A 25929-nucleotide genomic window follows, 5' to 3' on the forward strand; every position below is an offset into this window, starting at 1 on the left:
GCCGCGGGCGCCGCGGACTCATTCCGCGTCGCGCGCCGGCACAAGAATTTCGCGGTTGCCGCTCGACGACATCGCCGACACGAGCCCCGACTGTTCCATCTGTTCGAGCAGCCGCGCCGCGCGGTTATAGCCGATCCGCAGATGGCGCTGCACGAGCGAAATCGACGCGCGGCGGTTCTTGATGACGATCTCGACCGCCTGGTCGTACAGCGGATCAGACTCGCCGCCGCCTTCGCCGGTTCCCGCGCCGGCCGAACCCTCGTCGCCGTCGGCGGTGCCGCCTTCGAGCAGCCCTTCGACGTAGTTCGGCTCGCCGTGCTCCTTGAGCTTCTCGACGACGCGATGCACTTCGTCGTCGCCGACGAACGCGCCGTGCACGCGCACGGGCAGCCCGCTGCCCGGCGGCAGGTACAGCATGTCGCCCATCCCGAGCAGCGATTCGGCGCCCATCTGGTCGAGAATCGTGCGCGAGTCGATCTTCGACGACACCTGGAACGCGATCCGCGTCGGCACGTTCGCCTTGATCAGGCCGGTGATCACGTCGACGGACGGGCGCTGCGTCGCGAGAATCAAGTGAATGCCGGCCGCGCGCGCCTTCTGCGCGATCCGCGCAATCAGCTCCTCGACCTTCTTGCCGACGACCATCATCAGGTCGGCGAGCTCGTCGATCACGACAACGATGTTCGGCAGGCGGCCAAGCGGCTCAGGATCGTCCGGCGTCAGGCTGAACGGATTCGGAATCTTTTCCTCGCGCTTCGCCGCGTCGTCGATCTTGTTGTTGTAGCCGGAGAGGTTGCGCACGCCGAGCTTGCTCATCAGCTTGTAGCGGCGCTCCATCTCCGCGACCGTCCAGTTCAGCGCATGGCCGGCCTGGCGCATGTCGGTGACGACCGGGCACAGCAGGTGCGGAATGCCTTCGTAGACACTCATTTCGAGCATCTTCGGATCGATCAGGATCAGGCGCACCTGCTCGGCGGTCGCCTTGTACAGCAGCGACAGGATCATTGCGTTGATCCCGACCGACTTGCCCGAACCGGTCGTGCCGGCGACCAGCAGGTGCGGCATCTTCGCGAGATCCGCGCACACCGGCTTGCCGCCGATGTCCTTGCCGAGGCTCAGGGTCAGCGCCGATGATGCGGCCGCATAGACTTCCGAGCCGATGATCTCGGACAGGTGCACCGTCTGGCGGCGCTGGTTCGGCAGCTCGAGCGCCATGTAGTTCTTGCCGGGGATCGTCTCGACCACGCGGATCGACACGAGCGACAGCGAACGCGCGAGATCCTTCGCGAGGTTGACGATCTGGCTGCCCTTCACGCCGGTGGCCGGCTCGATCTCGTAGCGCGTGACGACCGGGCCCGGATACGCGGCGACGACGCTCGCCTCGACGCCGAAATCCTTCAGCTTCTTCTCGATCAGCCGCGACGTGAATTCGAGCGTATCGGCGGAAATCGCTTCCTGCGTCTTCGGCGCGGGATCGAGCAGCGACACCGGCGGCAGCGTCGAATCGCCCGGCAGGTCGGTGAAGAGGGGCACCTGGCGCTCGCGCTCGACGCGCTCGGACTTCGCCGGCGTGACGACCGGCGGCACGATCGTCACGGGCTCGTGATCCTCGATGCGCACACGCTCCTCCTCGACCTTGCCTTCGCGGCGCACGGCCGCGGCCTCGCCGAGCTTGCGGTCGCGCCCGGCCTCGCGGCGCAGCTTCGCGACGTTGACGGCGGACAGGATCGCGCCGCCGACGCGCTCGGCGACCGACAGCCACGAGAAGCGGAAATACAGCGACAGGCCGATGGCGAGCGCGATCAACAGCAGCAGCGTGCCGCCGGTGAAGCCGAACGCGTGCGACATCGCGCCCGCCACGGCCTCGCCGATCACGCCGCCCGGCGCGCGCGGCAACTGTACCTTCAGCGACCACATCCGCAGCGCCTCGATGCCGTCGCACGCGAGCACGACGAGCACGAATGCGAAGATCTCGGTGAGCCAGCCGATCGGCCGCTCCGGTTCGTCGACGACCGCCTCGTGACGCGTGATGCGCCGGTAGTTGACCGCGATGCGCCGTCCGAGCGGCACGATCAGCCAGTAGGCCGACAGGCCGAACAGCAGCAGGATGATGTCGGCCGTCCACGCGCCCACGCGGCCGGCCCAGTTCGAGATGTGGTCCACCTGGGCCGCGTGCGTCCAGCTCGGATCGCGCCGGCTGTAGCTCAACAGGGCCATCACCAGAAAAGCGCAGAGCGCGACCTGGAGAATCCAGCGGATCTCCGTGAGGAGCTTCGACATCCGGTGCGGCAACGCCTGTGCCTGGGCGGAATAAGGAGCTTTTGCCATGAATCCGTATAAAGAGGACGGGCCGCGCGCCCGCCTGTCGTTCGATCGCGCTCATTGTAAACGCTGCACCGGGCCGCCAAGTGTAAATGACGGTTACATGAGAGGGCCGGGCGTGTGAAGCACACACCGCACGCGCGATCCGGAGCCTGTGGCCAGCCAGTCCCTGGCGCCCGCCCACGGAAATGCGCCGCCACGGGCAACGGCGGCCGTGCCCCGCCCCGCCGGCGCCGCCGCGCTGCGCCGCGAGCCACCTCCCGGGAAACGCTATCGCCACGATTGAAACTCTCGTTCGGCAGTGCAGCAACGGGGCCTTTATAATGCGCGTCTGATACCCATCTATGACGGCATCCCGGTCAACCCGGACCGTCCGGCGAGCCTTATCCCGCCCGCCGCGGCCGCCTTTTACGGATTCGCACATGTCCACGCCCAAACACGCCAAAGTCCTGATTCTCGGTTCCGGCCCCGCCGGCTACACGGCTGCCGTCTACGCGGCACGCGCCAACCTGTCCCCGGTGCTGGTCACCGGCATCGCACAGGGCGGCCAGCTGATGACCACGACCGACGTCGAAAACTGGCCGGCGGACGCAAAGGGCGTGCAAGGCCCGGAACTGATGGCGCGCTTCCAGGAGCACGCCGAGCGCTTCAACACCGAAATCGTATTCGACCACATCCACACCGCGAAACTGCACGAACAGCCGATCCGGCTGATCGGCGATTCCGGCGAATACACGTGCGACTCGCTGATCATCGCGACCGGCGCGTCCGCGCAGTATCTCGGCCTGCCGTCCGAGGAAGCCTTCATGGGCAAGGGTGTGTCGGCCTGCGCGACGTGCGACGGCTTCTTCTATCGCAACCAGGAAGTCGCGGTGATCGGCGGCGGCAACACGGCCGTCGAGGAAGCGCTCTACCTGACGGGCATCGCGAAGAAGGTCACGGTGATCCACCGCCGCGACAAGTTCCGCGCCGAGCCGATCCTGATCGACCGCCTGCTGGAGAAGGAAAAGGAAGGCGTCGTCGACATCAAGTGGGATCACGTGCTCGACGAAGTGACGGGCGAGCAGTCGGGCGTCACCGGCCTGCGCATCAAGAACGTGAAGACCGGCGCGACGCAGGATCTCAACGTGCAGGGCGTGTTCGTCGCGATCGGCCACAAGCCGAACACCGACCTGTTCCAGGGGCAGCTCGAGATGAAGGACGGCTACATCCTGACGAAGAGCGGCCTGCACGGCAACGCGACGTCGACCAGCGTGCCGGGCGTGTTCGCCGCCGGCGACGTGCAGGACAACGTGTACCGCCAGGCGATCACCAGCGCCGGCACGGGCTGCATGGCCGCGCTCGACGCACAGCGCTACCTCGAAAGCCTGCACGACAAGAAGTAAGCGTCAAGCGTTCGGCCGCCGGGCGCTACAATGGCGTCCGCTGCCGCGAAGCGGGCTTGACCGGAAAGCCGCTGCCGCCGTGCAGCGGCTTTTTTGTGCCCGCGCGTCCGAACGCGCCTGCCCCGGTTACCGAATCATGGCGAAGAACCAGCCCCATCCGAGCGATCCCGCGAAGCGGCAGATCGCCGCCCGTCCCGCGAACCCGGCGCCCGCCGCGCCGCCGCCCGCGCCCGATGCCGCCACGTTGCGCGGCCAGGGCCTGGCCGGCCTCGGCGCGCTTCGCAAGTCGCTGCAAGGCGAAGCCGACCGCCGCGAGCGCGCCCGCGTCGAAACCGCGAAGGTCGCGCGCCAGGCGGAAGCCGACGCGAACCTGTTCCGCAATGAAATCGGCGCGATCCAGCCGCTGAACGCGCCGCCGCGCGCGAAGCCCGGCCGCATGCCGCCCGACCCGGTGCCGAAGCAGACGCAGCGCGACGAGGAAGACGTGCTGAACGCGACCCTGTCCGACGAATTCGATCCCGAGACGCTGCTCGACAGCGACGAATCGCTGTACTACCACCGCCCCGGCATCAGCCGCGAGGTCGTGCGCAAGCTGCGCAGCGGAGCGTGGATCGTACAGGCGCAGCTCGACCTGCACGGGATGCGGCGCGACGAGGCGCGGGACGCGCTCGCGGAGTTCATCCGCGAGGCCGGCAAGAAGGGGTTGCGCTGCCTGCGCGTGATCCACGGCAAGGGGCTCGGCTCGATCGGCAAGGAGCCCGTGCTGAAAGGCAAGGTGCGCGCGTGGCTCGTACAGAAGGAAGAAGTGATCGCGTTCTGCGAGGCGCGCAGCCACGACGGCGGCGCGGGCGCGGTGCTCGTGCTGCTGCAGCCGCTGCCGGCGCCCGCGGACCGGGGGCCGCGTGCCGCATCCTAGGCTGACGCTCGCGATCTCGATACTGGAAGCGATCGCGACGCTCGCGTTCGCGATCTCGGGCTTCATCGAGGCGCGCAAGAACCGTCTCGACTCGGTCGGCACGTTCGTCGTCGCGCTCGCCACCGCGTTCGGCGGCGGCACGCTGCGCGACATCCTGCTCGAACGCCGGCCGTTCTACTGGGTCATCCACGACGACTACGTGATCGCGATCTTCGTGCTCGCGCTGTTCGCGCCGATCGTGCTGCGGATGCTGTCGCGACTGTCGGCCGAGCGGCTGCTGCTGGTGGCCGATGCGATCGGGCTCGGCATCTTCAGCATCTCGGGCACCGCGATCGCGCTCGATGCCGAGATGCCGCGCTTCATCGCGGTGATGATGGGCGTGATCACCGGCGTGGTCGGCGGCATCATCCGCGACGTGCTGTGCAACGACATCCCGCTGATCCTGCGCGATTCGCGGCCGTACGCGACCTGCGCGTTCGTCGGCTGCTGGTTCTACCTGCTGCTCGCGTGGCTGCAGTTCGACTCGGTGTACAGCGTGCTGTTCGCGACCGGCTTCATCCTCGTCGCGCGGCTCGCGACGTTCAAGTTCGACGTGCGGTTGCCGCACTGACGCTGCCGCGCCGCGCATCGCCACACGCAAAAACGAAAGGGGCCGTTCAGAGACGGCCCCGTCTCTTTCATTCAGCGCAAGCGCCGCTCACGCGATCCGCTCTTCCGACGCCGGATCGAACAGCACCGCCTTCGACACGTCGAACAGCAGTGACAGCGTCTGGTCGGGCTGCGGGTTCGCGGCCGGATGCACGCGGCTCACGATCCGCTTGCCATTGACCTGCGCGAACACGTGCGTGTCCGGGCCGGTCGGCTCGGTCACGTCGACGCGCACGTCGAACGGCTGCAGGTGCGACGCGTCGCCGTTGTGCGCGTGGCGCACGTCGGTGATGCGTTCCGGACGCAGGCCAAGGATCACCTCGCGGCCCACGTGCGACTTCAGTTGGCCATCGAACGGCAGGTTGAGCGCACCGCGCTTGACGCCCGTGTCGATCTCGAGCGCGATCCCGCTGCCCTGCTCGACCAGCTTGCCGTTGATGAAGTTCATCGGCGGCGCGCCGATGAAGCCCGCGACGAACAGGTTCGACGGCGAATCGTAGATGTCCTGCGGCGCGCCGAACTGCTGGACCACGCCGTCCTTCATCACCGCGATCCGGTCGCCGAGCGTCATCGCCTCGATCTGGTCGTGCGTCACGTAGACGATCGTCGTGCCGAGACGCTGATGCAGCAGCTTGATTTCGGCGCGCATCTCGATGCGCAGCTTCGCGTCGAGGTTCGACAGCGGCTCGTCGAACAGGAACAGCGACGGATCGCGCGCCAGTGCGCGGCCCATCGCGACGCGCTGGCGCTGGCCGCCCGACAGCTGGCCCGGCTTGCGGTCGAGCAGGTGCTGGATCTGCAGCATCGCCGATACGCGCTCGACGATCTGCTGCTGCTCGCTCTTGGGCACCTTGCGAATGTTCAGGCCGAACGAGATGTTCTCGCGCACCGTCATCGACGGATACAGCGCGTACGACTGGAACACCATCGCGATGTCGCGATCCTTCGGCGACAGGTCGTTGACGACCTTGCCGTCGATGCAGATCTCGCCGCTCGTCACGGTCTCGAGGCCGGCGATCATGTTGAGCAGCGTCGACTTCCCGCAGCCCGACCCGCCGACCAGAATCAGGAACTGTCCGTCCTCGATCTCGATGTCGACACCCTTCAGGACCGGCACCCCGTTCGGGTAGGTCTTGTACACGTCACGGATGGAAAGGCTTGCCATGCTGTGAATCCTCTGTCTCGTCTCGCGCGGCGCATTGCGGCGCCGCGTCGGGTTCGTTTCGATGCGCCGCGCGTCGGGCGCGGCCGGTTCGTCGTATCGGATGAAACCGCGCTTACCCCTTCACCGCGCCCGCCGTCAGCCCGCGCACGAAGTAGCGGCCGGCGACCACGTAGACGAGCAGGGTCGGCAGCGCGGCGATGATCGCCCCTGCCATGTCGACGTTGTACTCCTTCACGCCCGTCGACGTGTTGACGAGGTTGTTCAGCGCGACCGTGATCGGCATCGAGTCGACACCGGAGAACACGATCCCGAACAGGAAGTCGTTCCAGATCTGCGTGAATTGCCAGATCAGGCACACCATGAAGATCGGCAGCGACACGGGCAGCAGGATCTTCGTGAAGATCGTGAAGAAACCCGCGCCGTCGATGCGTGCGGCCTTCACGAGCTCGGCCGGCACGCTCACGTAGAAGTTGCGGAAGAACATCGTCGTGAACGCGATGCCGTACACGACGTGCACGAACACCAGGCCCGGAATGGTATTCGCGAGGCCGAGCATCCCCTGCAGGCGCGCCATCGGCAGCAGGATCACCTGGAACGGGATGAAGCAGCCGACCAGCATCATCGTGAACAGCGCATCCGCGCCGCGAAAGCGCCAGTGCGTGAGCACGTAGCCGTTGAACGCGCCGATCAGCGACGAGATCAGCACGGCCGGAATCACCATCTGCAGCGAGTTCAGGAAGAACGGCTTCATCCCGTCGCAGCGCACGCCGGTACACGCGCCGCTCCACGCCTTCACCCACGGATCGAAGGTCCAGCTGGTGGGCGGCGTCAGCAGGTTGCCGGTGCGCAACTGGTCGAGATCCTTGAAGGACGTCGACAGCATCACGTAGATCGGGAACAGGAAATACAGCGCGAACAGGATCAGTGCCGCATAGATCACCGCCCGGCTGATCGTCATCTTAGGCTGCATTGCGGGTGCTCCTCGATTCCATATACATCAGCGGCACCAGCACCGCGACCACGGTCGCGAGCATCATCACCGACGACGCCGCGCCCAAGCCCAGCTGGCCGCGGTTGAACGAAAACGTGTACATGAACATGGCCGGCAGCGACGACGACGTGCCGGGGCCGCCCGCCGTCAGCGCGACGACCAGGTCGAAGGTCTTGATCGTGATGTGGCAGAGGATCAGCAGCACCGAGAAGAACACCGGGCGCATGCTCGGGATCACGATCTTGCGGTAGATGGTCGGCAGCGTCGCGCCGTCGACCTGCGCGGCCTTGAAGATCTCGGCGTCGACGCCGCGCAACCCGGCGAGGAACAGCGCCATCACGAAGCCGGTCGACTGCCACACGGCGGCGATCACGACACAGAAGATCGCCTTGTCCGGATCGTCGAGCCAGCCGAACGAGAAGCTCGTCCAGCCCCAGTCGTGCATCACCTTCTCCAGGCCGAGGCCCGGGTTCAGGATCCACTGCCACGCGGTGCCCGTGACGATGAACGACAGCGCCATCGGGTACAGGAAGATCGCGCGCAGCGCGCCTTCGTTGCGGATTCGCTGGTCGAGCAGGATCGCGAGAAACAGCCCGAGCGCGACGCAGATCGCGATGAACGGAATCCCGAACCAGCCGAGGTTCGCGGCGGAGGTCCACCACACGTCGTTCTGGAACAGGTCCGAGTAACGGCCGAAGCCGTCGAATTCGTAGTTCGGCAACAGCCGCGAGTTGGTCAGCGACAGATAGCCGGTAATCAGGATGAAACCGTAGATGAACACGACGGCGATCGCGAGGCTCGGCGCGAGCACGAGCTTCGGAATCCAGCGATCGGCGAAGGCCGACATCGGCGACGTGCGCCGCGCGACGGCAGCGCCGGATCCGTTTCCGCTAAGAGGGGCAGCCACTTGATTCGACTCCTGGAACGAGGGCGGCGCAGGCCGGGCCGGCGCCGAGTACGGCGCGGGCCCGCGGGCGAGCCCGTTTGCTGCACGTGCAAAAACGCCCGGCCGACGATGCGTTTCCGGCCGGGCGCGCGTTGCGCCTTACTTCACCTTCGCGGCTTTCGCGAGCGCGGCGACCGCGCTCTTCGAATCCTGCTGCGAGTTCATGAACTTCGTGACGACGTCGGTGATCGCGCCGGCCGTCGCGTCGCCCTGCGCCATCCCGTGCGCGAGCGACGGCACGAAGCCGCCCGACTTGATCGCGGTCTGCTCGTCGGCATACGACTTCTTCGCGCAGTCGTCGAACTTGTCCATCTTCACGCCGAGGCGTACCGGCACCGAACCCTTCAGCAGGCTGAACTGCTCCTGGAAGGCCGGCGTCATGATGGTCTTCGCGAGGGCGAGCTGGCCCGGCGTCGCGTCCTTCTGGCCCTTCTGCTGGAAGAACACGAACGAGTCGACGTTGAACGTGTACGAATTCGCGGTGCCGGGCACCGGTGCGCAGATATAGTCCTTGCCGGCCTTCTTGCCGGCGTTCTCGAACTCGCCCTTCGCCCAGTCGCCCATGAACTGCATGCCGGCCTTGCCGTTGATCACCATCGCGGTCGCGAGGTTCCAGTCACGGCCGTTGCGGCCGGTGTCGAAGTAGCCCTGGATCTTGCGCACGGTGTCGAACACCGACACCATCTGCGGCGAGTTCAGCGTGGCCTGGTCGAGATCGACGAGCGCCTTCTTGTAGAACGCCGGGCCCTGCGACAGCACGACGTCTTCCCACAGCGTCAGGTCCTGCCACGGCTGGCCGCCCATCGCGACCGGCTGGATGCCCGCGGCCTTCAGCTTGTCGGCCACCGCGAAGAACTCCGGCCAGGTGGTCGGCACCTTCGCGCCGACCTTGTCGAGCGCGGCCTTGTTGATATAGAGCCAGTTCACGCGGTGCACCGAGAACGGCGCGGCGACGGTATGGCCCTTGTACTTGATGATCTTGTCGATTTCCGGCGGCAGGTTCTGCTTCCAGTCGCCGGCAGCGGAATCGATGTTGACGAGCACGCCCTGGTCGGCCCAGTCCTGGATCAGCGGGCCCTTGATCTGCGCGGCCGACGGGGAGTCGCCGCTGATCACCTTGGTCTTCAGCGCGGTCATGGCCGCCGCGCCCGCGCCGCCCGCGACCGCGAAGTCCTTCCACACGTAGCCCTGCTTCTGGAGGTCGTCCTTCAGCACGCCGACGGCCTTCGACTCGCCGCCCGAGGTCCACCAGTGCAGCACCGTTACGTTCTCGGCCGCCTGCGCCGCCACGGCGCCGGCCATCAGACCCGCGGCGCAGAGCGCGCCCATGATCGAGCGAACTTTCATTACTTATCTCCTCCAGACTGAATCAACTCGTGAAGTTCCCTGACCGGGAACCGGCTTCTTGATAAACGACGGGGAAATCGAGCCGCGGGACGCGTGCAGCGTACGGGGCCGATGACCGGCCGGGCTCTTACAGAAAGCGTGAATCGAGATTCAACGGCGTGTCTCCTCATTGTGTTTCTGGCCTGCCGCGATGCCGCGGCGCGAGCCCGGGGCGACGGCGCGCGGACGATGCGCACCATCAATGTCCGATAACATTCGGCACAAGGCGCTCCCGAAGGCGAAGCTCGCGCAGTTCATCGACCGCACTTCTTTTTTTCTTCACCCAGGTGCTACCCCTTGCGGCGGATTGTAGTTAAACTACAATTCAGTGTCAAAAATATTTTTATCGCACTACGGATCGCTTCCCAGCACCCCAACCGGCGGAGACACATGCATACCGATTCCAGCTTTACCTTCGTACTTTTCGGCGGCACCGGCGACCTGTCGATGCGCAAGATCCTGCCCGCGCTGTTCGAAGCGCACCGCGGCAACATGCTCGCGGAAAGCGGCCGGATCGTTGCCGTCGCGCGGCACGAATCGGATCGGGCGGGTTATCTCGAGTGGGTCGACACGCACGTGAAGCCGCATGCGGCGAAGGCGGCCGGCAAGGCGTTCGACGACAGCGCGTGGCACGCCTTCCTCGAGCGCATCGAATACGTGAAGCTCGACCTCGGCCGCGCGGAGGACTACGCCGTGCTGCGTGACGCGGTCGCGCAACTGCCCGGCATCCGCGTGTTCTATCTCGCGACGGGGCCGTCGCTGTTCGTGCCGATCTGCAAGGCGCTCGCGTCGGTCGGCCTGAACGAAGGCGCGCGCATCGTGCTCGAGAAGCCGCTCGGCTACGACCTGCGCTCGTCGAACGCGATCAACGATGCGGTCGGCGAGATCTTCGCCGAGGACCAGATCTACCGGATCGACCACTACCTCGGGAAAGAGCCGGTACAGAACCTGCTGGCGCTGCGCTTCGGCAATGCGCTGTTCGAGCCGCTGTGGCGCCGCGAATGGGTCGAGAGCATCCAGATCACGATTGCCGAGGAGCTCGGCGTCGAAGCGCGCGGCGATTTCTACGACAATACGGGCGCGCTGCGCGACATGGTGCAGAACCACCTGCTGCAGTTGCTGTCGATCGTCGCGATGGAGCCGCCGCACTCGATGGATTCCGACTCGGTGCGCGACGAGAAGCTGCGCGTGCTGCGTGCGCTGAAAGCGGTCGATCCGCGCGACATCGGCAAGGTCGCGGTGCGCGGCCAGTATCATGCGGGCGTGATCAAGGGTGCGCAGGTGCCGGCCTACGCGACCGAGCCGGGCGTGAAGCCCGACAGCCAGACCGAAACCTTCGTCGCGCTGAAGGTCGAGATCGAGAACTGGCGCTGGGCCGGCGTGCCGTTCTTCCTGCGCACCGGCAAGCGTCTCGCCGATCGCGTCGCGGAGATCGTCGTCAATTTCCGTCCGGTGCCGCACTCGGCGCTCGGGCCCACCGCGCTGCGCGCCGGCGCGAACCGCCTCGTGATCCGGCTGCAGCCGAACGAGACGATTCGCCTGTACTGCCTCGCGAAGCAGCCCGGCGAAGGGATGAACCTCGCGAGCGTGCACCTCGACCTCGCGTTCGACCAGTTCTTCAAGGAAGGGCAGATGGAGGCCTACCAGCGCCTGCTGCTCGACGTGATCAACGGCCGCCTCGCGCTGTTCGTGCGCCGCGACGAGCAGGAAGCCGCGTGGCGCTGGGTCGAGCCGATCCTGAACGAATGGGCGCGCTCGCTGAAGCCGCCGAAGCCGTACGCGGCAGGCACGTGGGGGCCGGCCGCGGCGAGCGCGATGCTCGCGCAGCACGGCACCTGCTGGCTCGAAGAAGAAAATTGATGCAAACCGTTGCCGTGCGCGTTTGGCGCACGGCAACGTGCCCCACGATTCACACGAATTGAACAGACAAAGCAGTCCGGAGGAGATGTGATCGAGATTCACGCTTTCGACACCCAGGAAGCGCAAAGCGAAGCGCTCGCGCGCGCCGTGGGCGATGCGCTGCGCACAGCGCTCGCCGGCCCCGCGCGCCCGACGCTCGCGGTGTCCGGCGGCACGAGCCCGCGCCCGTTCCTGCAAACGCAGTCGCACGCGGCGCTCGACTGGGCTGGCGTCGACGTCACGCTGGTCGACGACCGCTGGGTGCCGGACGACGACGCGGCCAGCAACGCGCAACTCGTGCGCGACACGCTGCTGCAACACGCGGCGGCCCCTGCCCGCTTCCTGCCGCTCGTCGACACGCGCAGCACGCTCGATGCGCACGTCGCCGCGCTGAACGCGAACGCCGACTACCGCGTGCCGACCGTCGCCGTGCTCGGCATGGGCGAGGACGGCCACACCGCGTCGATCTTCGCGGACGCGCCCGAATGGGACCACGCGATCACGACGCCCGAGCGCTTCGTCGCCGTGCATCCCGGCGCCGCGCCGCATGCGCGCGTGAGCTTTTCGCTCGATGCGCTGAAGCACGTCGACCAGCTCTTCCTGTTGATCGCGGGCAGCCGCAAACGCGACGTGCTCGACGCCGCGGCCGCCACGCTGCAGAAGAACGCGATTTCCCACCTGGCCAACGACAAGGGGACCAAGCTCGATGTCTACTGGTGCGCAAAGTAAGGCTGTCGTCGCGGCCCAGCATGCCGACGGCCCGCGCCTGCTCGCGGACGTCGGCGGCACCAACGCGCGTTTCGCGCTGGAAACCGGCCCGGGCGAGATCACGCAGATCCGCGTCTATCCCGGCGCCGACTATCCGACGATCACCGACGCGATCCGCAAGTATCTGAAGGACGTGAAGATCAGCCGCGTGAACCACGCGGCGATCGCGATCGCGAACCCGGTCGACGGCGACCAGGTCACGATGACCAATCACGACTGGAGCTTCTCGATCGAGGCGACGCGCCGCGCGCTCGGCTTCGACACGCTGCTCGTCGTCAACGACTTCACCGCGCTCGCGATGGCGCTGCCCGGCCTCACCGATGCGCAGCGCGTGCAGATCGGCGGCGGCACGCGCCGCCAGAACAGCGTGATCGGGCTGCTCGGGCCCGGCACCGGCCTGGGCGTATCCGGCCTGATTCCGGCCGACGATCGCTGGATCGCGCTCGGCAGCGAAGGCGGCCACGCATCGTTCGCGCCGCAAGACGAGCGCGAGGATCTGGTGCTGCAGTACGCGCGCAAGAAGTTTCCGCACGTGTCGTTCGAACGCGTGTGCGCCGGCCCCGGCATGGAGATCATCTATCGTGCGCTCGCCGCGCGCGACAAGAAGCGCGTCGCCGCGAACGTCGACACGGTCGAGATCGTCGAGCGCGCCCACGCGGGCGAAGCGCTCGCGCTCGAGGCGGTCGAATGCTTCTGCGGGATTCTCGGCGCGTTCGCGGGCAGCGTCGCGCTCACGCTCGGCGCGCTCGGCGGCGTCTATATCGGCGGCGGCGTCGCGCTGAAGCTCGGCGAACTGTTCACGCGCTCGTCGTTCCGCGCGCGCTTCGAGGCGAAGGGCCGTTTCACGCACTATCTGCAGAACATCCCGACCTACCTGATCACCGCCGAATATCCGGCGTTCCTCGGCGTGTCGGCGATTCTCGCGGAGCAGTTGTCGAACCGTTCGGGCGGCGCGTCGTCGGCGGTGTTCGAGCGGATTCGCCAGATGCGCGACGCGCTGACACCGGCGGAGCGCCGCGTCGCCGATCTCGCGCTGAACCATCCGCGCTCGATCATCAACGACCCGATCGTCGACATCGCGCGCAAGGCGGACGTGAGCCAGCCGACGGTGATCCGCTTCTGCCGCTCGCTCGGCTGCCAGGGTTTGTCGGACTTCAAGCTGAAGCTCGCGACCGGCCTCACCGGCACGATTCCGATGAGCCACAGCCAGGTGCATCTCGGCGACACGGCCACCGACTTCGGCGCGAAGGTGCTCGACAACACGGTGTCCGCGATTCTGCAGCTGCGCGAACACCTGAACTTCGAGCACGTCGAGAATGCGATCGAGATCCTGAACGGCGCGCGCCGCATCGAGTTCTACGGGCTCGGCAACTCGAACATCGTCGCGCAGGACGCGCACTACAAGTTCTTCCGCTTCGGGATTCCGACGATCGCGTACGGCGACCTGTACATGCAGGCCGCGTCGGCCGCGCTGCTCGGCAAGGGCGACGTGATCGTCGCGGTGTCGAAGTCGGGACGCGCGCCCGAGTTGCTGCGCGTGCTCGAGGTCGCGATGCAGGCCGGTGCGAAGGTGATCGCGATCACGTCGAGCAACACGCCGCTCGCGAAGCGCGCGACCGTCGCGCTCGAGACCGACCACATCGAGATGCGCGAGTCGCAACTGTCGATGATCTCGCGCGTCCTTCATCTGCTGATGATCGATGTCCTCGCGGTCGGCGTCGCGATCCGTCGCGCGTCGACCAACGGCGAGTTGCCGGAGGCCGTCGCGCAGGCGCGCGCACGGGCGAGCGACGACGAAACGGCCGACGTGCTCGACTGGTTGAGTCATGGGGCTTCGCCGGCGGCGAAGGACGTCGCGCGGGATTGACGCTTCGGCGAAACGCCGTCGATCCACGACACCCCGAACGCTGGATTCAGGCCCGGCGTTCGGGGTGTTTTTGCATGAGCGGCACCGCCCCGCACGACAGCGGCCCGGCAGGCATCGATGATGCCGTCTGCCGAGGGCTGCGCGTGACGTCATACGTTCGTACACACTCCCATTTTCGAACGAGTCCAATTGTCAGCAGTTGCCCAGGCTCGGTAACTTCCTTCACTCCGCGTGATGCCGCCATCCCGGTCCGATGCGAGAAATAGCGCGTTTCTCACAGAACCCCGATTGGCATCGACAGCATCACGTTCATCCAGTTTGCGGAGAGGGATATGCCTAGACCACGTTTTTCAGCCGTATGGGCAGCAGCAATGCGCATTTACGCGCCGATAAATTCCGCGGAGAAAGTTACGCGAACGATTGGGGGCAACGTGCCCACCAATATCCAGCGATGGGGCAAAGCAGAAGTGATCAAATTCCCGCCTTCGCTGGGAGGCAGCACCCTGGACGATAGGCGGGGGATCGTGCTCTTCGAGATTTCAGCCTCGTCGAGAGCCTGAGAGAGGAATACTATAATGAACAATACCTATGACTTTGGTGCACATCGAGATCTCACGCCAATGGAGCTGTTTTTCCTCGTCTTTATCGATGAGACATGCAAGGAGCTTGGTGTTGACGATGTAGCAGCAGTGGTTGCCATTGCGGCCGGTCAAAACTGGATGCCAACACGAGCAAAGCCCTTTGGTACCACGCCAGGTACTTCTGTTGCGTCGATATTGAGTCGCAAGTATCTTGACTACGATTTGAAGAAGAAGATCCTCCCAACGCTGACCAACGCCAGCGTTAAGCGCTTGAGGTTCATTCTGGTAAGAAACATTGGGGTTTTCGTTGGGCGCGCGGTTCCTGTCGTTGGCTGGGTCATTGCTGCCAACAATGTCACGATGATCAGCATTCGTTCCGTGTCGCGCTATAACGCGCTTGTTAAGCCCGAGGACAAGGTGTTCTGATGAGCCAGTTTACATGGAACGAGTTTGAGGATTTTGTGAGAAGGGAGGCCGGTGTTAGCCCCAAAAAAATTCTCACAAAAGGTCATGCCGTCGAGGGTGATTTGGATATCACTGGCGACGATGCGGTCGAGTTTATGGAGAGCTTCTTCGATAAATTTCCGGTGCGAGTTGGAGATTTTGAGTTCAATCGCTACTTCTCAGGAGAGGGCTTTAGCTTGATTGAAGTGGCGCGGATGGCTTTCTCCAGAAAACGCCGCGAAAAATATGACAAAGTGCCACTGACTCTAGGCATGCTCTATCAGGCTATTTTGGATGGAGAGTGGAACAATCAGCGCTTGGAAAGTCTGCCGCGCTGATTGCACCTCGCCAAATAGACCGGTTTATTTTTTAGGCGACGTGCTGGATCTGTGTACACCTCTGGAGTCTGCCATGAGACAAAATCCGCTGCTCCGGTGTGTGATATTTTCGGCACTGACGTTGGCGGCACAATCGGGCCATGCAACAGATACAACGTCGTCGCCGCACGCTCGCGCCCGAACCTACGCGCAGAACTATAAGGACATGGTGCTCGCCGAATGCGTCGCGACCGCTTATCGGAATGAACCGTCCGCTACGATGGACGCGGGAAGCAGCGCCAGTGCACTGATGGACTGGACCGACTTCGATCTGGAACGGAACCCCGACGCGGGCAAATCGCTGGTCAATCGCTTTCTTGCACGAGACTACCGCAATCCGATCGTCGAATCCGAAATCAAAGGCGTGAGGTTCGATTTTTTGAAATGCCTGGATCTGTACCACAGCAAGGAACTCGACGCCCAAGCCAAGCGGTTTGTGATCAACCCAAAGCGAAGCTACGAACTCGACGATCGTTCGTCTGGCCGTTCCAGGTGACGCGGACGTGAGCAGTCAAATGCGTGGCCGACATTTGACTGCACGCACGCCCCGACACCGCGAAATTGCTGTTCGACGCGCCGGGGCTGCCCGCGAGGCGATCAAAAGCAAATCGCGGGCGCGGCGCGTTCACGCATTCGCGGTCCCCTCGCCCGCCTGTCCCGCCAAGCGGATCAAGCCCCCGCTTTCACCGGCCGGCCATGCCAGCGCAGCACGAGATAGCGCCCGGCGAAACACAGCACGCCCGACACACCGATCGTCACGCCCATCGCGAACGGCGTGCCGTCCGCGAGTGCGCCGATCGCGACGCTCGCGAGCGCGCCGAGCGCGAGCTGCATCGCACCGAACACGGCCGCCGACGCGCCCGCGTTGTGCGGGTAGCGATGCATCAGGTCGGTCGTGCAGTTCGCGGACAGGATCCCGACCACGCCGACCACGAAGAACAGGCACACGACGATCGACCACAGCCCGCCCCACCCCGTCAGCGCGACGAGCGCGACCGCGAGCGACGCGATGCAGCTCACGAGCGATGCGGCAGAAATGAGCCGCAGCGAGCCGATGCGGCCGACGAGCCGCGTGTTCGCGAAGTTGCCGATCATGATCCCGACGACGTTCAGCCCGAACAGCAGCCCGTAGTGCTGCGGCGACACGTGGAAATACTCGATGTACACGAACGGCGTCGCGGTGATGTACGCGAACATTGCCGCGAACGCCATCCCGCCGCACAGCATGTGCCCCCACGCAACGGGATCGGACAGGATGCGCCCGTACGACGCGAACGATGCGAGCACGGCCGCGCTCTTGCGCCGCTCCTTCGGCCAGGTTTCGGGCACGCGCAGGTACGCGGTCGCCGCGCACAGTGCGCCGAACGCCGCCAGCACGACGAACACGCCGCGCCAGCCGGCGAAACGCAGGATCTGTCCGCCGATCAGCGGCGCAAGCAGCGGCCCGACCGCGGTGACGATCGCGACCATCGACAGCACCTTCGCCGCGTCGGTCGGCTCGTGCGCGTCGCGCGCGATCGCGCGGGCGAGCACCGACGCCGCGCCCGCGCCGAGCGCCTGCAGGAAGCGCACGACGATCAGCATGTCGATCGAGCCCGACACGAAGCAGCCGATGCTCGCGAGCGTGAACAGCGCGATGCCGCCGAGCAGCACCGGGCGGCGGCCCCACGTATCGGACAGCGGACCGTACAGCAGCATGCCGATCGAGAAGCCGGCCATGAAACTCGTCAGCGTGCGCTGGGCGGCGCCGGGGCTCACGGAGAAACCGGCGGCGATCGACGGCAGGCTCGGCAGGTACATGTCGGTGGCAATCGGCCCGCAGGCGGCGAGCGCGCCGAGCAACAGGATCAGCCGGGCATCGGGCCGGCGCCGGACGACGTGGGACATGGGTATCCGCAATGGAGGCCCGCGCGCATCGGGGCGCGCGTGGCGGTGAAGACGGGAGGCCGCGCCGCGGACGGCGCTCAGGCCCATGATTGTACGCGCAACTTTTTCGCGTGCCGCCGGCGCATGTGCCGCGCACAGCCGGCAAGCGCGCGCACGGCCAGTGTCGCGCGAGCTCGCGTGCGGATTCGATTAAGCTTGCTGCTCCGCGTTTTTCTCGTCTGACCAAATCGACACGACGACCGAACCGATGACCGCTTTCCTGCTGATCTGGAGCCCCAAGAAATGGCCGTGGCCCGAGTTGCCCGACGCCGCCGCGCGCGTGAAGGCCGGCGAGGCAGTGCATGACGTGTGGGGCTGCGGCTTCGCACGCGGCATCCTGCCGGGCGACCGTGTGTTCCTGCACCGCGTCGCGAAGGAGCCGAAGGGCGTGTTCGGCTCCGGCTACGTGACGCGCTCGCCTTACGAGGTGCCCGATCCGGCGACCCGGCGCGGGTACCGGCTGTGCATCGACTTCGTCTACGACTGGCTGGTCGACGCCCACGAGGACGTCGTGATCCCGCGCGACGCGCTGCGCGTGCATCCGTACTCGGTGCAGACCTGGGATGCGCAGAGCTCCGGCACCTCCATCAAGCCGATGGTCGAAGGCCCGCTGGAAAAACGCTGGGCCGAACTGACCGGCAAGCGCAAGTCGCCGCGATAAGCGGATCGGAGCCGGATTCGGCCCGCACTCGCCGTTCCCGCACGCCCGTCCCCACGCGCCGAAAGGCCGCGGACCGCCCGGCCGGCCGGGCCTGCGCGTCTCCGGTACAATCGGACGGACAGTTCCGCCCAGGCGCCGCGGCCCGTGCACAGGCCCCGCACCCTTCTCTCGCAGGTTTCGCTCATGTCCAACAATCAGATCCTCTTCGAACGCGCCCAGAAGACCATTCCGGGCGGCGTCAACTCGCCGGTGCGCGCCTTCCGTTCGGTCGGCGGCACGCCGCGCTTCGTGTCGCGCGCACAGGGCCCGTACTTCTGGGATGCCGACGGCAAGCAGTACATCGACTACATCGGCTCGTGGGGCCCGATGATCGTCGGCCACGTCCACCCGGAAGTGCTGTCGGCCGTGCAGAACGTGCTCGCCGACGGCTTCTCGTTCGGCGCGCCGACCGAGGCGGAAATCGAGATCGCCGAGGAAATCTGCAAGCTCGTGCCGTCGATCGAACAGGTGCGGATGGTGTCGAGCGGCACCGAGGCCACGATGAGCGCACTGCGTCTCGCGCGCGGCTTCACCGGCCGCAGTCGCATCGTCAAGTTCGAGGGCTGCTACCACGGCCACGCAGACAGCCTGCTGGTCAAGGCCGGCTCGGGCCTGCTGACGTTCGGCAATCCGACGTCGGCCGGCGTGCCCGCCGACATCGCGAAGCACACGACCGTCCTCGAATACAACAACGTCGCCGCGCTGGAAGAAGCGTTCGGCGCGTTCGGCGATGAAATCGCCGCGGTGATCGTCGAGCCCGTCGCGGGCAACATGAACCTCGTGCGCGGCACGCCCGAATTCCTGAACGCGCTGCGCGCGCTGTGCACGAAGCACGGCGCCGTGCTGATCTTCGATGAGGTGATGTGCGGTTTCCGCGTCGCGCTCGGCGGCGCGCAGCAACACTACGGGATCACGGCGGACCTCACCTGCCTCGGCAAGGTGATCGGCGGCGGGATGCCGGCCGCCGCGTTCGGCGGCCGCCGCGACATCATGGCCCACCTCGCGCCGCTCGGCGGCGTGTACCAGGCCGGCACGCTGTCGGGCAACCCGATCGCGGTCGCGGCCGGCCTGAAGACACTGCAGCTGATCCAGGCGCCGGGCTTCTACGACGCGCTCACCGCGCAGACGAAGCGCCTCGCCGACGGCCTCGCGGCCGAAGCGCGCGCGGCCGGCGTGCCGTTCGCGGCCGACTCGATCGGCGCGATGTTCGGCCTGTACTTCGCCGAGCGCGTGCCGACCAGCTTCGCGGAAGTCACGAAGAGCGACATCGAGCGCTTCAATCGCTTCTTCCACCTGATGCTCGACGAAGGCGTGTACTTCGCGCCGTCCGCGTACGAGGCCGGCTTCGTGTCGAGCACGCACGACGACGCGGTGATCGACGCGACGCTCGCGGCCGCACGCCGCGCATTCGCGGCCCTCGCCGCCTGACCGGAACCGCGCATGTTCTCGGATACCGATTTCGCCCACATGCAGCGCGCGCTGACGCTCGCGGCGCGCGGCATGTATACGACCGCGCCGAACCCGCGCGTCGGCTGCGTGATCGTCAAGGACGGCAACGTCATCGGCGAAGGCTTCACGCAGCCGGCCGGCCAGGACCACGCGGAGGTGCAGGCGCTGAAGGACGCGCGTGCGCGCGGCCATGACGTCGCCGGCGCCACCGTATACGTGACGCTCGAGCCGTGCAGCCACTTCGGCCGCACGCCGCCGTGCGCGAACGCGCTGATCGACGCGCGCGTCGCGAAGGTCGTCGCGGCGATGGAAGACCCGAACCCGCAGGTATCGGGGCGCGGCCTCGGGATGCTGCGCGACGCGGGCATCGACGTGCGCTGCGGGCTGCTCGCGAACGAAGCGGGCGAACTGAACATCGGCTTCGTGTCGCGGATGACGCGCGGCCGCCCGTGGGTGCGGATGAAGACGGCCGCGTCGCTCGACGCACGCACCGCGCTGCCGTCCGGCGAAAGCCAGTGGATCACCGGCGAGGCCGCGCGCCTCGACGGCCACGCATGGCGCGCGCGCGCATGCGCGATCCTCACCGGGATCGGCACGGTGCGCGAGGACAACCCGCTGCTGACGGTGCGCGGCATCGACACGCCGCGTCAGCCGCAACGCGTGCTGGTCGACAGCCGCCTCGACCTGCCGCTCGATGCGCGCCTGCTCGAAGGTGCGCCGCTGCTGATCTTCTGCGGCCGGCTCGATGCGGCCGGCGAAGTGCGCGCGAACGTGCTGAAGTCGCGCGGCGCGGAAATCGTGCCGCTCGCAAATGCGCACGGCAAGGTCGACCTGCCCGCGATGCTGGCAGCGCTCGGCGCGCGCGGCGTCAACGAACTGCACGTCGAGGCCGGCCACAAGCTGAACGGTTCGCTGCTGCGCGAGCAGTGCGTCGACGAATTGCTCGTCTATCTCGCGCCGAGCCTGCTCGGCAGCGACGCGGCCGGCATGTTCGACCTCGCCGCGCCGGCGAGCCTCGACGCGCGCACGCGGCTCGCGTTCCACAGCGTCGAGCGGATCGGCGACGATCTGCGGATTCTCGCGCGCGTCGCGCCGCCTGCCGCCACCCACTGAACGGAGCCGTCACGATGTTTACCGGAATTGTCGCGGCCGTCGGCCGCATCGAATCGATCAACCCGCTCGGCGCGTCGCCCGACGCGGGCGTGCGGCTGACGGTGCAGGCCGGTGGGCTCGACCTGGCCGATGTCGCGCTCGGCGACAGCATCGCAATCCAGGGCGCATGCATGACGGTCATCGAAAAGACCGAAACCGGCTTCGACGTCGACGTGTCGCGCGAAAGCCTGAACCGCACGGTCGGCCTCGCGCAACCGGGCGAAGTGAACCTCGAGAAGGCGCTGCGCGCGCACGACCGGCTCGGCGGGCACATCGTGTCGGGCCACGTCGACGGCCTCGGCACCGTGACGCGGTTCGCACCGGTCGGCGAATCGCACGAGTTGCGGATCGTCGCGCCGCGCGAGCTCGGCCGCTATCTCGCATACAAGGGCTCGATCACGGTCAACGGCGTGAGCCTGACCGTCAACACGGTCGACGATCGCGCGGACGGCTGCGAATTCTCGATCAACCTGATCCCGCATACGGTCGAGGTCACGACGCTGCGCCACGTGAAGGCCGGCGACAAGGTCAATCTCGAAATCGACATGATCGCGCGGTATGTCGAGCGGATGCTGTCGGCATCGCAGGGCGTGCATCAGGACTGATTGCGGGGGGCGCTGCCCCAGGACAGGAAATGGTGGCGGCGGTTCGCCCCGACACCTGGCCTGACGGCCAACGACGCGCACGGGTCATCGCGTCGCGCTAAGATGCAACGGCAGCGGTTTCGGCGCCGCGACACACGGCGCGCCGCGTACCGGCTGCCCCTTTTCCTCCAGGAGTCGTCCCATGTCCATCTCGATGTACCAGGCTTCGCTGCCCGTCCTCATCCGCGGCCTCACCAACCTGCAGCACATCCTCGGCAAGGCGCAGGCGCATGCGGCCGAGAAGCAGATCGACCCGCCGGTGTTCATCGGCGCGCGCCTTTATCCGGACATGCTGCCGCTCGTTCGTCAGGTGTACATCGCGACCGACACGGCCAAGGGCTGCGCCGCGCGGCTCGCCGGCGTCGACATCCCGAGCTATCCCGACGTCGAGCAGACGTTCGACGAGTTGCATGCGCGCATCCAGAAGACGATCGACTATCTGAAGAGCTTCGACGCCGCGCAGATCGACGGCAGCGAAGCGCGCCAGATCGTGCTCAAGATGCGCGTCGGCCCGATCGAGTTCACCGGGCAGTCGTACCTGCTGAACTTCGTGCTGCCCAACTTCTTCTTCCACGTGACGACCGCATACGACATCCTGCGCCACAGCGGCGTCGAACTCGGCAAGCTCGACTACCTCGGCGGCCGCAACGAGCACGCGTGACGCTCGGCCGCGCCCCGGCCGAGCCGCGGCCGGCCGTCCTCGGGCGGGCGGCGGCGGCCCGGGCAGGCGCGCGTCGCCGGCCGGTCGCACCGCTTTCCGGGGTGCTCGCCGGCCGCGCAGCCGGCGCCAGCCGAAACGCGGTCCGGCTGGCGTAAAATACGCACTTTCCTCTTTCTCGCCCCCTTATGACGCTCGCCTCCACGCTCGACATCATCGCGGAGTTGAAAGCCGGCCGGATGGTGATCCTGGTCGACGAAGAAGACCGCGAAAACGAAGGCGACCTCGTGATCGCCGCCGAATTCGTCACGCCGGAAGCGATCAACTTCATGGCCAGGTACGGCCGCGGCCTGATTTGTCTGACGTTGACGCAGGAACGCTGCAAGCAGCTGCACCTGCCGCTGATGACCTACCGCAACGGCACCCAGTACGGCACCGCGTTCACGGTCAGCATCGAAGCGGCCGAAGGCGTGACGACCGGCATCTCGGCCGCCGACCGCGCGCACACGATCGCCACGGCGGTCGCGCACGACGTGCGCCCCGAGCACATCGTGCAGCCGGGCCACGTGTTCCCGATCATGGCGCAGCCGGGCGGCGTGCTCGTGCGCGCCGGCCACACCGAGGCCGGCTGCGACTTCACTGCGCTCGCCGGGCTCACGCCGGCCGCGGTGATCTGCGAGGTCATCAAGGACGACGGCACGATGGCGCGCCTGCCCGACCTGCTCGAGTTCGCGAAGGAGCACAACCTGAAGATCGGCACGATCGCCGACCTGATCCATTACCGCAGCCGCACCGAATCGATCATCGAGCGGATCGCCGAGCGCACGATGCAGACCGCGCACGGCACGTTCCGCGCGGTGCTGTACCGCGACCAGCCGAGCGGCTCGCCGCACATCGCGCTGGTGCGCGGCACGCCGTCGCCCGACGTCGATACGCCCGTGCGCGTGCACGAGCCGCTGTCGGTCCTCGACCTGCTCGAGACGAGCATCTCGACGCACTCGTGGACGCTCGACGCCGCGATGCGCGACATCGCGGAACGCGACCTCGGCGTGATCGTGCTGCTCAACTGCGGCGACACGAAGGAACATCTGATCGACGTCTTCAAGGCGTTCGACGAGGAAGAAAAGGCCGCTGCGCTGAAGCGCCGGCCGGTCGATTTCAAGACGTTCGGCATCGGCGCGCAGATCCTGCGCGACGTCGGCGTCGGCAAGATGCAGGTGCTGTCGAATCCGCGCAAGCTGGGCAGCATGTCCGGCTACGGCCTCGAAGTCACGGGCTTCATTCCGATGCCCGGCGGCGAAGCCAAGTCCTGCCCGGCGTCCCACGCGTAACCCGCCACGGCGCTTTCGCCCTATAACCGTTCATCCACACCACGGACAGATCATGGAAATCGGACAATATCAACCGAATCTCGAAGGCGACGGCCTGCGTATCGGCATCGTGCAATCCCGCTTCAACGAACCCGTCTGCAACGGCCTGGCCGATGCATGCGTCGAAGAACTCGAGCGCCTCGGCGTCTCCGGTGAAGACGTGCTGCTCGTGTCGGTGCCCGGCGCGCTGGAAATCCCGCTCGCGCTGCAGAAGCTCGCGGAAAGCGGCCAGTTCGACGCACTGATCGCGCTCGGCGCGGTGATCCGCGGCGAGACGTACCACTTCGAGCTCGTGTCGAACGAAAGCGGCGCGGGCATCACCCGCATCGGCCTCGACTTCAACCTGCCGATCGCGAACGCGGTCCTGACGACCGAAAACGACGAGCAGGCCGTCGCGCGCATGACAGAAAAGGGTCGTGACGCCGCCCGCGTCGCGGTCGAGATGGCGAACCTGACGATGGCGCTCGACCAGCTCGGCGACGACGAGGACGAAGAAGAAGACGAAGAAGACGAAGAGGAGCGCGCATGAAGAAGAGCGCCCGCCGACAATCGCGCGAGCTGGCAACGCAGGGCCTGTATCAGTGGCTGCTGTCGAACGCGGCCCCCGGCGAGATCGACGCGCAACTGCGCGGCGCGCTCGGTTACGACAAGGCCGACAAGGAGCTGCTCGACGCCATCCTGCACGGCGTGATTCGCGAGCATGCGACGCTCATCGAAGCCCTCACGCCGTCGCTCGACCGCCCGGTCGACCAGCTGTCGCCGGTCGAACGCGCTGTGCTGCTGATCGCGACGTTCGAGCTCACGCATCATGTCGAAACGCCGTACCGCGTGATCATCAACGAAGCGGTCGAACTCGCGAAGACGTTCGGCGGCTCGGACGGCTACAAGTACGTCAACGGCGTGCTCGACAAGCTCGCCGCGAAGCTGCGCCCCGCCGAAACGCAGGCGCGCCGCAACGGCTGATTCCATTTGTACACGGGCGCGCAAGCGCCCGTTTTTCATTCTTCCTCCCCTTCCTCGCCCCGCCCGACCGATGAATACCACCGCCGATTCGCTCGTCACGCTCGCCGCACGCGTCGACGCGATCCAGCCCTTCTACGTGATGGAACTGATGAAGGAGGCACAGCGGCTCGAGTCCTCCGGGCGCGATGTTATCCACATGGGCATCGGCGAACCCGACTTCACCGCGCCGGAGCCCGTGGTCGAGGCGGCCGCGGCCGCGTTGCGCCGCGGCGTCACGCAGTACACGAGCGCGCTCGGCATCACGCCGCTGCGCGAAGCGATCGCCGCGCACTACGCCCGCGCCTACGGCCTCACGATCAGCCCCGAGCGGATCGTCGTGACGGCCGGCGCGTCGGCCGCGCTGCTGCTCGCCTGCCTCGCGCTCGTCGGCCGCGACGACGAGGTGTTGATGCCCGACCCGTCGTACCCATGCAACCGGCACTTCGTCGCGGCGGCCGAAGGCCGCCCGGTGCTCGTGCCGAGCGGCCCGGAAGCCCGCTTCCAGCTCACCGCGGACGACGTCCGCACGCGCTGGGGCAGCCGCACGCGCGGCGTGCTGCTCGCGTCGCCGTCGAACCCGACCGGCACGTCGCTCGAGCCGGACGAGCTGAAGCGGATCGTCGAAGCCGTGCGCGCCCGTGGCGGCTTCACGATCGTCGACGAGATCTACCAGGGGCTCAGCTACGACGCGGCGCCCGTGTCGGCGCTGTCGTTCGGCGACGATGTCGTCACCGTGAACAGCTTCTCGAAGTATTTCAGCATGACCGGCTGGCGACTCGGCTGGCTGGTCGTGCCGCCGTCGCTCGTCGGCACCTTCGAAAAGCTGTCGCAGAACCTGTTCATCTGCCCGTCCGCGCTCGCGCAGCACGCGGCGCTCGCGTGCTTCGAACCGGCGGCGCTCGACATCTACGAAGCGCGCCGCCTCGAATTCAAGCGTCGCCGCGACTTCATCGCGCCAGCGCTCGAACGGCTCGGCTTCACGGTACCCGTGATGCCGGACGGCGCGTTCTACGTGTATGCACACTGTGGCGGCGTCGCCCATCCGGCGGCCGGCGACAGCGCGGCGCTCACGCAGGCGATGCTGCACGACGCGGGCGTCGTGCTGGTGCCGGGCATGGACTTCGGCGTTCATGCGCCGCGCGACTATATCCGGCTGTCCTATGCGACCGCGTACACACGCCTCGAAGAGGCCGTTGAGCGGCTGGCGGCCCTGTTCGGCCAGCACTGACGTCCGGCCGGGCGTCCCGGCCGGTGCGGGCGCCCTTGCGGCCGCGCAAAATGCAAAAAGGCACCCGGATCGGGTGCCTTTTTGCTTGGGTCCGGCTGGAACCGC

24 protein-coding genes are annotated in these 25929 nt (G+C 66.7%); 18 read left to right on the plus strand and 6 right to left on the minus strand.

The window, feature by feature from the left end; all coding sequences use genetic code 11:
• Positions 1-18 precede the first annotated feature (18 nt).
• Positions 19-2328 carry a DNA translocase FtsK gene (locus tag SB786_RS28655; RefSeq protein ID WP_410730416.1) on the minus strand — a complete coding sequence of 770 codons (2310 nt, stop codon included), beginning with the start codon at positions 2326-2328 and terminating at the stop codon, positions 19-21.
• 416 nt (positions 2329-2744) lie between these two features.
• On the opposite strand from SB786_RS28655, the gene trxB reads away from it, so the two are divergent.
• The 3 genes from trxB (at position 2745) to SB786_RS28670 (ending at position 5233) form a co-directional block, all read left to right on the plus strand.
• On the plus strand, positions 2745-3707 hold the full coding sequence (trxB, locus tag SB786_RS28660; protein ID WP_006756164.1) for a thioredoxin-disulfide reductase: 963 nt from the start codon (positions 2745-2747) through the stop codon (positions 3705-3707).
• A gap of 136 nt (positions 3708-3843) precedes the next feature.
• Positions 3844-4623, plus strand: a complete 780-nt coding sequence (locus SB786_RS28665) for a Smr/MutS family protein (protein WP_410730417.1) — start codon at positions 3844-3846, stop codon at positions 4621-4623.
• Positions 4610-5233: a trimeric intracellular cation channel family protein gene (locus SB786_RS28670; protein ID WP_006750823.1), complete on the plus strand. Its 624-nt coding sequence runs from the start codon at positions 4610-4612 to the stop codon at positions 5231-5233. The genes SB786_RS28665 and SB786_RS28670 overlap by 14 nt, the downstream gene beginning before the upstream one ends.
• 87 nt (positions 5234-5320) lie before the next feature.
• On the opposite strand, the gene SB786_RS28675 is transcribed toward SB786_RS28670, so the two are convergent.
• The 4 genes from SB786_RS28675 to SB786_RS28690 all read right to left on the minus strand — a co-directional run bounded on the left by SB786_RS28675 (position 5321) and on the right by SB786_RS28690 (position 9720).
• A complete protein-coding gene (locus SB786_RS28675) occupies positions 5321-6436 on the minus strand; it encodes an ABC transporter ATP-binding protein (protein WP_006750822.1) in 1116 nt (371 codons plus the stop codon).
• Between the two features lie 112 nt (positions 6437-6548).
• The gene (locus tag SB786_RS28680) at positions 6549-7406 is read right to left on the minus strand and encodes a carbohydrate ABC transporter permease (protein WP_410730418.1); all 858 of its coding nucleotides are present in this window, start codon (positions 7404-7406) and stop codon (positions 6549-6551) included.
• Positions 7396-8334, minus strand: coding sequence for a carbohydrate ABC transporter permease (locus SB786_RS28685; protein ID WP_006756156.1), 939 nt, complete (start codon positions 8332-8334; stop codon positions 7396-7398). The genes SB786_RS28680 and SB786_RS28685 overlap by 11 nt, the downstream gene beginning before the upstream one ends.
• 138 nt (positions 8335-8472) lie before the next feature.
• Positions 8473-9720, minus strand: a complete 1248-nt coding sequence (locus tag SB786_RS28690) for an ABC transporter substrate-binding protein (RefSeq protein WP_212061260.1) — start codon at positions 9718-9720, stop codon at positions 8473-8475.
• A 429-nt stretch (positions 9721-10149) separates the two neighbouring features.
• On the opposite strand from SB786_RS28690, the gene zwf reads away from it, so the two are divergent.
• The 6 genes from zwf (at position 10150) to SB786_RS28720 (ending at position 16191) form a co-directional block, all read left to right on the plus strand.
• Complete coding sequence (gene zwf, locus SB786_RS28695) at positions 10150-11619, plus strand: glucose-6-phosphate dehydrogenase (protein ID WP_410730419.1); 1470 nt, start codon at positions 10150-10152, stop codon at positions 11617-11619.
• A gap of 87 nt (positions 11620-11706) precedes the next feature.
• Positions 11707-12387: a 6-phosphogluconolactonase gene (pgl, locus tag SB786_RS28700; RefSeq protein ID WP_410730420.1), complete on the plus strand. Its 681-nt coding sequence runs from the start codon at positions 11707-11709 to the stop codon at positions 12385-12387.
• Positions 12365-14293 (plus strand): bifunctional transcriptional regulator/glucokinase, encoded by a 1929-nt coding sequence (locus SB786_RS28705; protein ID WP_410730421.1) that lies wholly within the window; start codon positions 12365-12367, stop codon positions 14291-14293. The genes pgl and SB786_RS28705 overlap by 23 nt, the downstream gene beginning before the upstream one ends.
• A gap of 575 nt (positions 14294-14868) precedes the next feature.
• Complete coding sequence (locus SB786_RS28710; RefSeq protein ID WP_410730422.1) at positions 14869-15300, plus strand: STM2901 family protein; 432 nt, start codon at positions 14869-14871, stop codon at positions 15298-15300.
• Positions 15300-15656: a DUF1493 family protein gene (locus SB786_RS28715; protein ID WP_410730423.1), complete on the plus strand. Its 357-nt coding sequence runs from the start codon at positions 15300-15302 to the stop codon at positions 15654-15656. Before SB786_RS28710 ends, SB786_RS28715 begins: the two co-directional genes overlap by 1 nt.
• Before the next feature lie 73 nt (positions 15657-15729).
• The gene (locus tag SB786_RS28720) at positions 15730-16191 is read left to right on the plus strand and encodes a type VI secretion system amidase immunity protein Tai4 (protein ID WP_410730424.1); all 462 of its coding nucleotides are present in this window, start codon (positions 15730-15732) and stop codon (positions 16189-16191) included.
• Between the two features lie 173 nt (positions 16192-16364).
• Here the strand turns inward: SB786_RS28720 and SB786_RS28725 are convergent, their stop codons facing one another.
• Positions 16365-17582 carry a Bcr/CflA family multidrug efflux MFS transporter gene (locus tag SB786_RS28725; protein WP_410730425.1) on the minus strand — a complete coding sequence of 406 codons (1218 nt, stop codon included), beginning with the start codon at positions 17580-17582 and terminating at the stop codon, positions 16365-16367.
• A gap of 247 nt (positions 17583-17829) precedes the next feature.
• Between SB786_RS28725 and SB786_RS28730 the strand changes: the two genes are divergently transcribed.
• From SB786_RS28730 to SB786_RS28770, 9 genes are all read left to right on the plus strand, one after another.
• Positions 17830-18282: a hypothetical protein gene (locus tag SB786_RS28730; protein WP_410730426.1), complete on the plus strand. Its 453-nt coding sequence runs from the start codon at positions 17830-17832 to the stop codon at positions 18280-18282.
• Between the two features lie 183 nt (positions 18283-18465).
• Positions 18466-19749, plus strand: coding sequence for a glutamate-1-semialdehyde 2,1-aminomutase (hemL, locus tag SB786_RS28735; RefSeq protein WP_124834138.1), 1284 nt, complete (start codon positions 18466-18468; stop codon positions 19747-19749).
• 12 nt (positions 19750-19761) lie between these two features.
• Positions 19762-20883: a bifunctional diaminohydroxyphosphoribosylaminopyrimidine deaminase/5-amino-6-(5-phosphoribosylamino)uracil reductase RibD gene (ribD, locus tag SB786_RS28740; RefSeq protein WP_410730427.1), complete on the plus strand. Its 1122-nt coding sequence runs from the start codon at positions 19762-19764 to the stop codon at positions 20881-20883.
• A gap of 14 nt (positions 20884-20897) precedes the next feature.
• Complete coding sequence (locus SB786_RS28745) at positions 20898-21527, plus strand: riboflavin synthase (RefSeq protein ID WP_166726307.1); 630 nt, start codon at positions 20898-20900, stop codon at positions 21525-21527.
• A 181-nt stretch (positions 21528-21708) separates the two neighbouring features.
• Positions 21709-22227, plus strand: a complete 519-nt coding sequence (locus tag SB786_RS28750) for a DUF1993 family protein (RefSeq protein WP_410730428.1) — start codon at positions 21709-21711, stop codon at positions 22225-22227.
• A gap of 185 nt (positions 22228-22412) precedes the next feature.
• Positions 22413-23555: a bifunctional 3,4-dihydroxy-2-butanone-4-phosphate synthase/GTP cyclohydrolase II gene (ribBA, locus tag SB786_RS28755; protein WP_175672105.1), complete on the plus strand. Its 1143-nt coding sequence runs from the start codon at positions 22413-22415 to the stop codon at positions 23553-23555.
• 52 nt (positions 23556-23607) lie between these two features.
• A complete protein-coding gene (ribH, locus tag SB786_RS28760) occupies positions 23608-24123 on the plus strand; it encodes a 6,7-dimethyl-8-ribityllumazine synthase (protein WP_006754953.1) in 516 nt (171 codons plus the stop codon).
• Positions 24120-24557, plus strand: a complete 438-nt coding sequence (nusB, locus tag SB786_RS28765) for a transcription antitermination factor NusB (protein WP_006754954.1) — start codon at positions 24120-24122, stop codon at positions 24555-24557. Before ribH ends, nusB begins: the two co-directional genes overlap by 4 nt.
• A gap of 70 nt (positions 24558-24627) precedes the next feature.
• Positions 24628-25824 (plus strand): pyridoxal phosphate-dependent aminotransferase, encoded by a 1197-nt coding sequence (locus tag SB786_RS28770; protein ID WP_006761431.1) that lies wholly within the window; start codon positions 24628-24630, stop codon positions 25822-25824.
• Positions 25825-25929 lie beyond the last annotated feature (105 nt).

It is taken from the genome of Burkholderia sp. SIMBA_062 (assembly GCF_046534765.1).
In the GTDB taxonomy this organism is placed as follows: Bacteria; Pseudomonadota; Gammaproteobacteria; order Burkholderiales; family Burkholderiaceae; genus Burkholderia; species Burkholderia ambifaria.

Excerpts from the sequence above, each read along its gene's own strand:
- SB786_RS28655 (WP_410730416.1), bottom strand. The coding sequence starts at position 2,328 with ATGGCAAAAGCTCCTTATTCCGCCCAGGCACAGGCGTTGCCGCACCGG.
- trxB (WP_006756164.1), top strand. The coding sequence starts at position 2,745 with ATGTCCACGCCCAAACACGCCAAAGTCCTGATTCTCGGTTCCGGCCCC.
- SB786_RS28665 (WP_410730417.1), top strand. The coding sequence starts at position 3,844 with ATGGCGAAGAACCAGCCCCATCCGAGCGATCCCGCGAAGCGGCAGATC.
- SB786_RS28675 (WP_006750822.1), bottom strand. The coding sequence starts at position 6,436 with ATGGCAAGCCTTTCCATCCGTGACGTGTACAAGACCTACCCGAACGGG.
- SB786_RS28680 (WP_410730418.1), bottom strand. The coding sequence starts at position 7,406 with ATGCAGCCTAAGATGACGATCAGCCGGGCGGTGATCTATGCGGCACTG.
- SB786_RS28690 (WP_212061260.1), bottom strand. The coding sequence starts at position 9,720 with ATGAAAGTTCGCTCGATCATGGGCGCGCTCTGCGCCGCGGGTCTGATG.
- zwf (WP_410730419.1), top strand. The coding sequence starts at position 10,150 with ATGCATACCGATTCCAGCTTTACCTTCGTACTTTTCGGCGGCACCGGC.
- SB786_RS28705 (WP_410730421.1), top strand. The coding sequence starts at position 12,365 with ATGTCTACTGGTGCGCAAAGTAAGGCTGTCGTCGCGGCCCAGCATGCC.
- SB786_RS28710 (WP_410730422.1), top strand. The coding sequence starts at position 14,869 with ATGAACAATACCTATGACTTTGGTGCACATCGAGATCTCACGCCAATG.
- SB786_RS28715 (WP_410730423.1), top strand. The coding sequence starts at position 15,300 with ATGAGCCAGTTTACATGGAACGAGTTTGAGGATTTTGTGAGAAGGGAG.
- SB786_RS28720 (WP_410730424.1), top strand. The coding sequence starts at position 15,730 with ATGAGACAAAATCCGCTGCTCCGGTGTGTGATATTTTCGGCACTGACG.
- SB786_RS28725 (WP_410730425.1), bottom strand. The coding sequence starts at position 17,582 with ATGTCCCACGTCGTCCGGCGCCGGCCCGATGCCCGGCTGATCCTGTTG.
- SB786_RS28730 (WP_410730426.1), top strand. The coding sequence starts at position 17,830 with ATGACCGCTTTCCTGCTGATCTGGAGCCCCAAGAAATGGCCGTGGCCC.
- hemL (WP_124834138.1), top strand. The coding sequence starts at position 18,466 with ATGTCCAACAATCAGATCCTCTTCGAACGCGCCCAGAAGACCATTCCG.
- ribD (WP_410730427.1), top strand. The coding sequence starts at position 19,762 with ATGTTCTCGGATACCGATTTCGCCCACATGCAGCGCGCGCTGACGCTC.
- SB786_RS28745 (WP_166726307.1), top strand. The coding sequence starts at position 20,898 with ATGTTTACCGGAATTGTCGCGGCCGTCGGCCGCATCGAATCGATCAAC.
- SB786_RS28750 (WP_410730428.1), top strand. The coding sequence starts at position 21,709 with ATGTCCATCTCGATGTACCAGGCTTCGCTGCCCGTCCTCATCCGCGGC.
- ribBA (WP_175672105.1), top strand. The coding sequence starts at position 22,413 with ATGACGCTCGCCTCCACGCTCGACATCATCGCGGAGTTGAAAGCCGGC.
- ribH (WP_006754953.1), top strand. The coding sequence starts at position 23,608 with ATGGAAATCGGACAATATCAACCGAATCTCGAAGGCGACGGCCTGCGT.
- nusB (WP_006754954.1), top strand. The coding sequence starts at position 24,120 with ATGAAGAAGAGCGCCCGCCGACAATCGCGCGAGCTGGCAACGCAGGGC.
- SB786_RS28770 (WP_006761431.1), top strand. The coding sequence starts at position 24,628 with ATGAATACCACCGCCGATTCGCTCGTCACGCTCGCCGCACGCGTCGAC.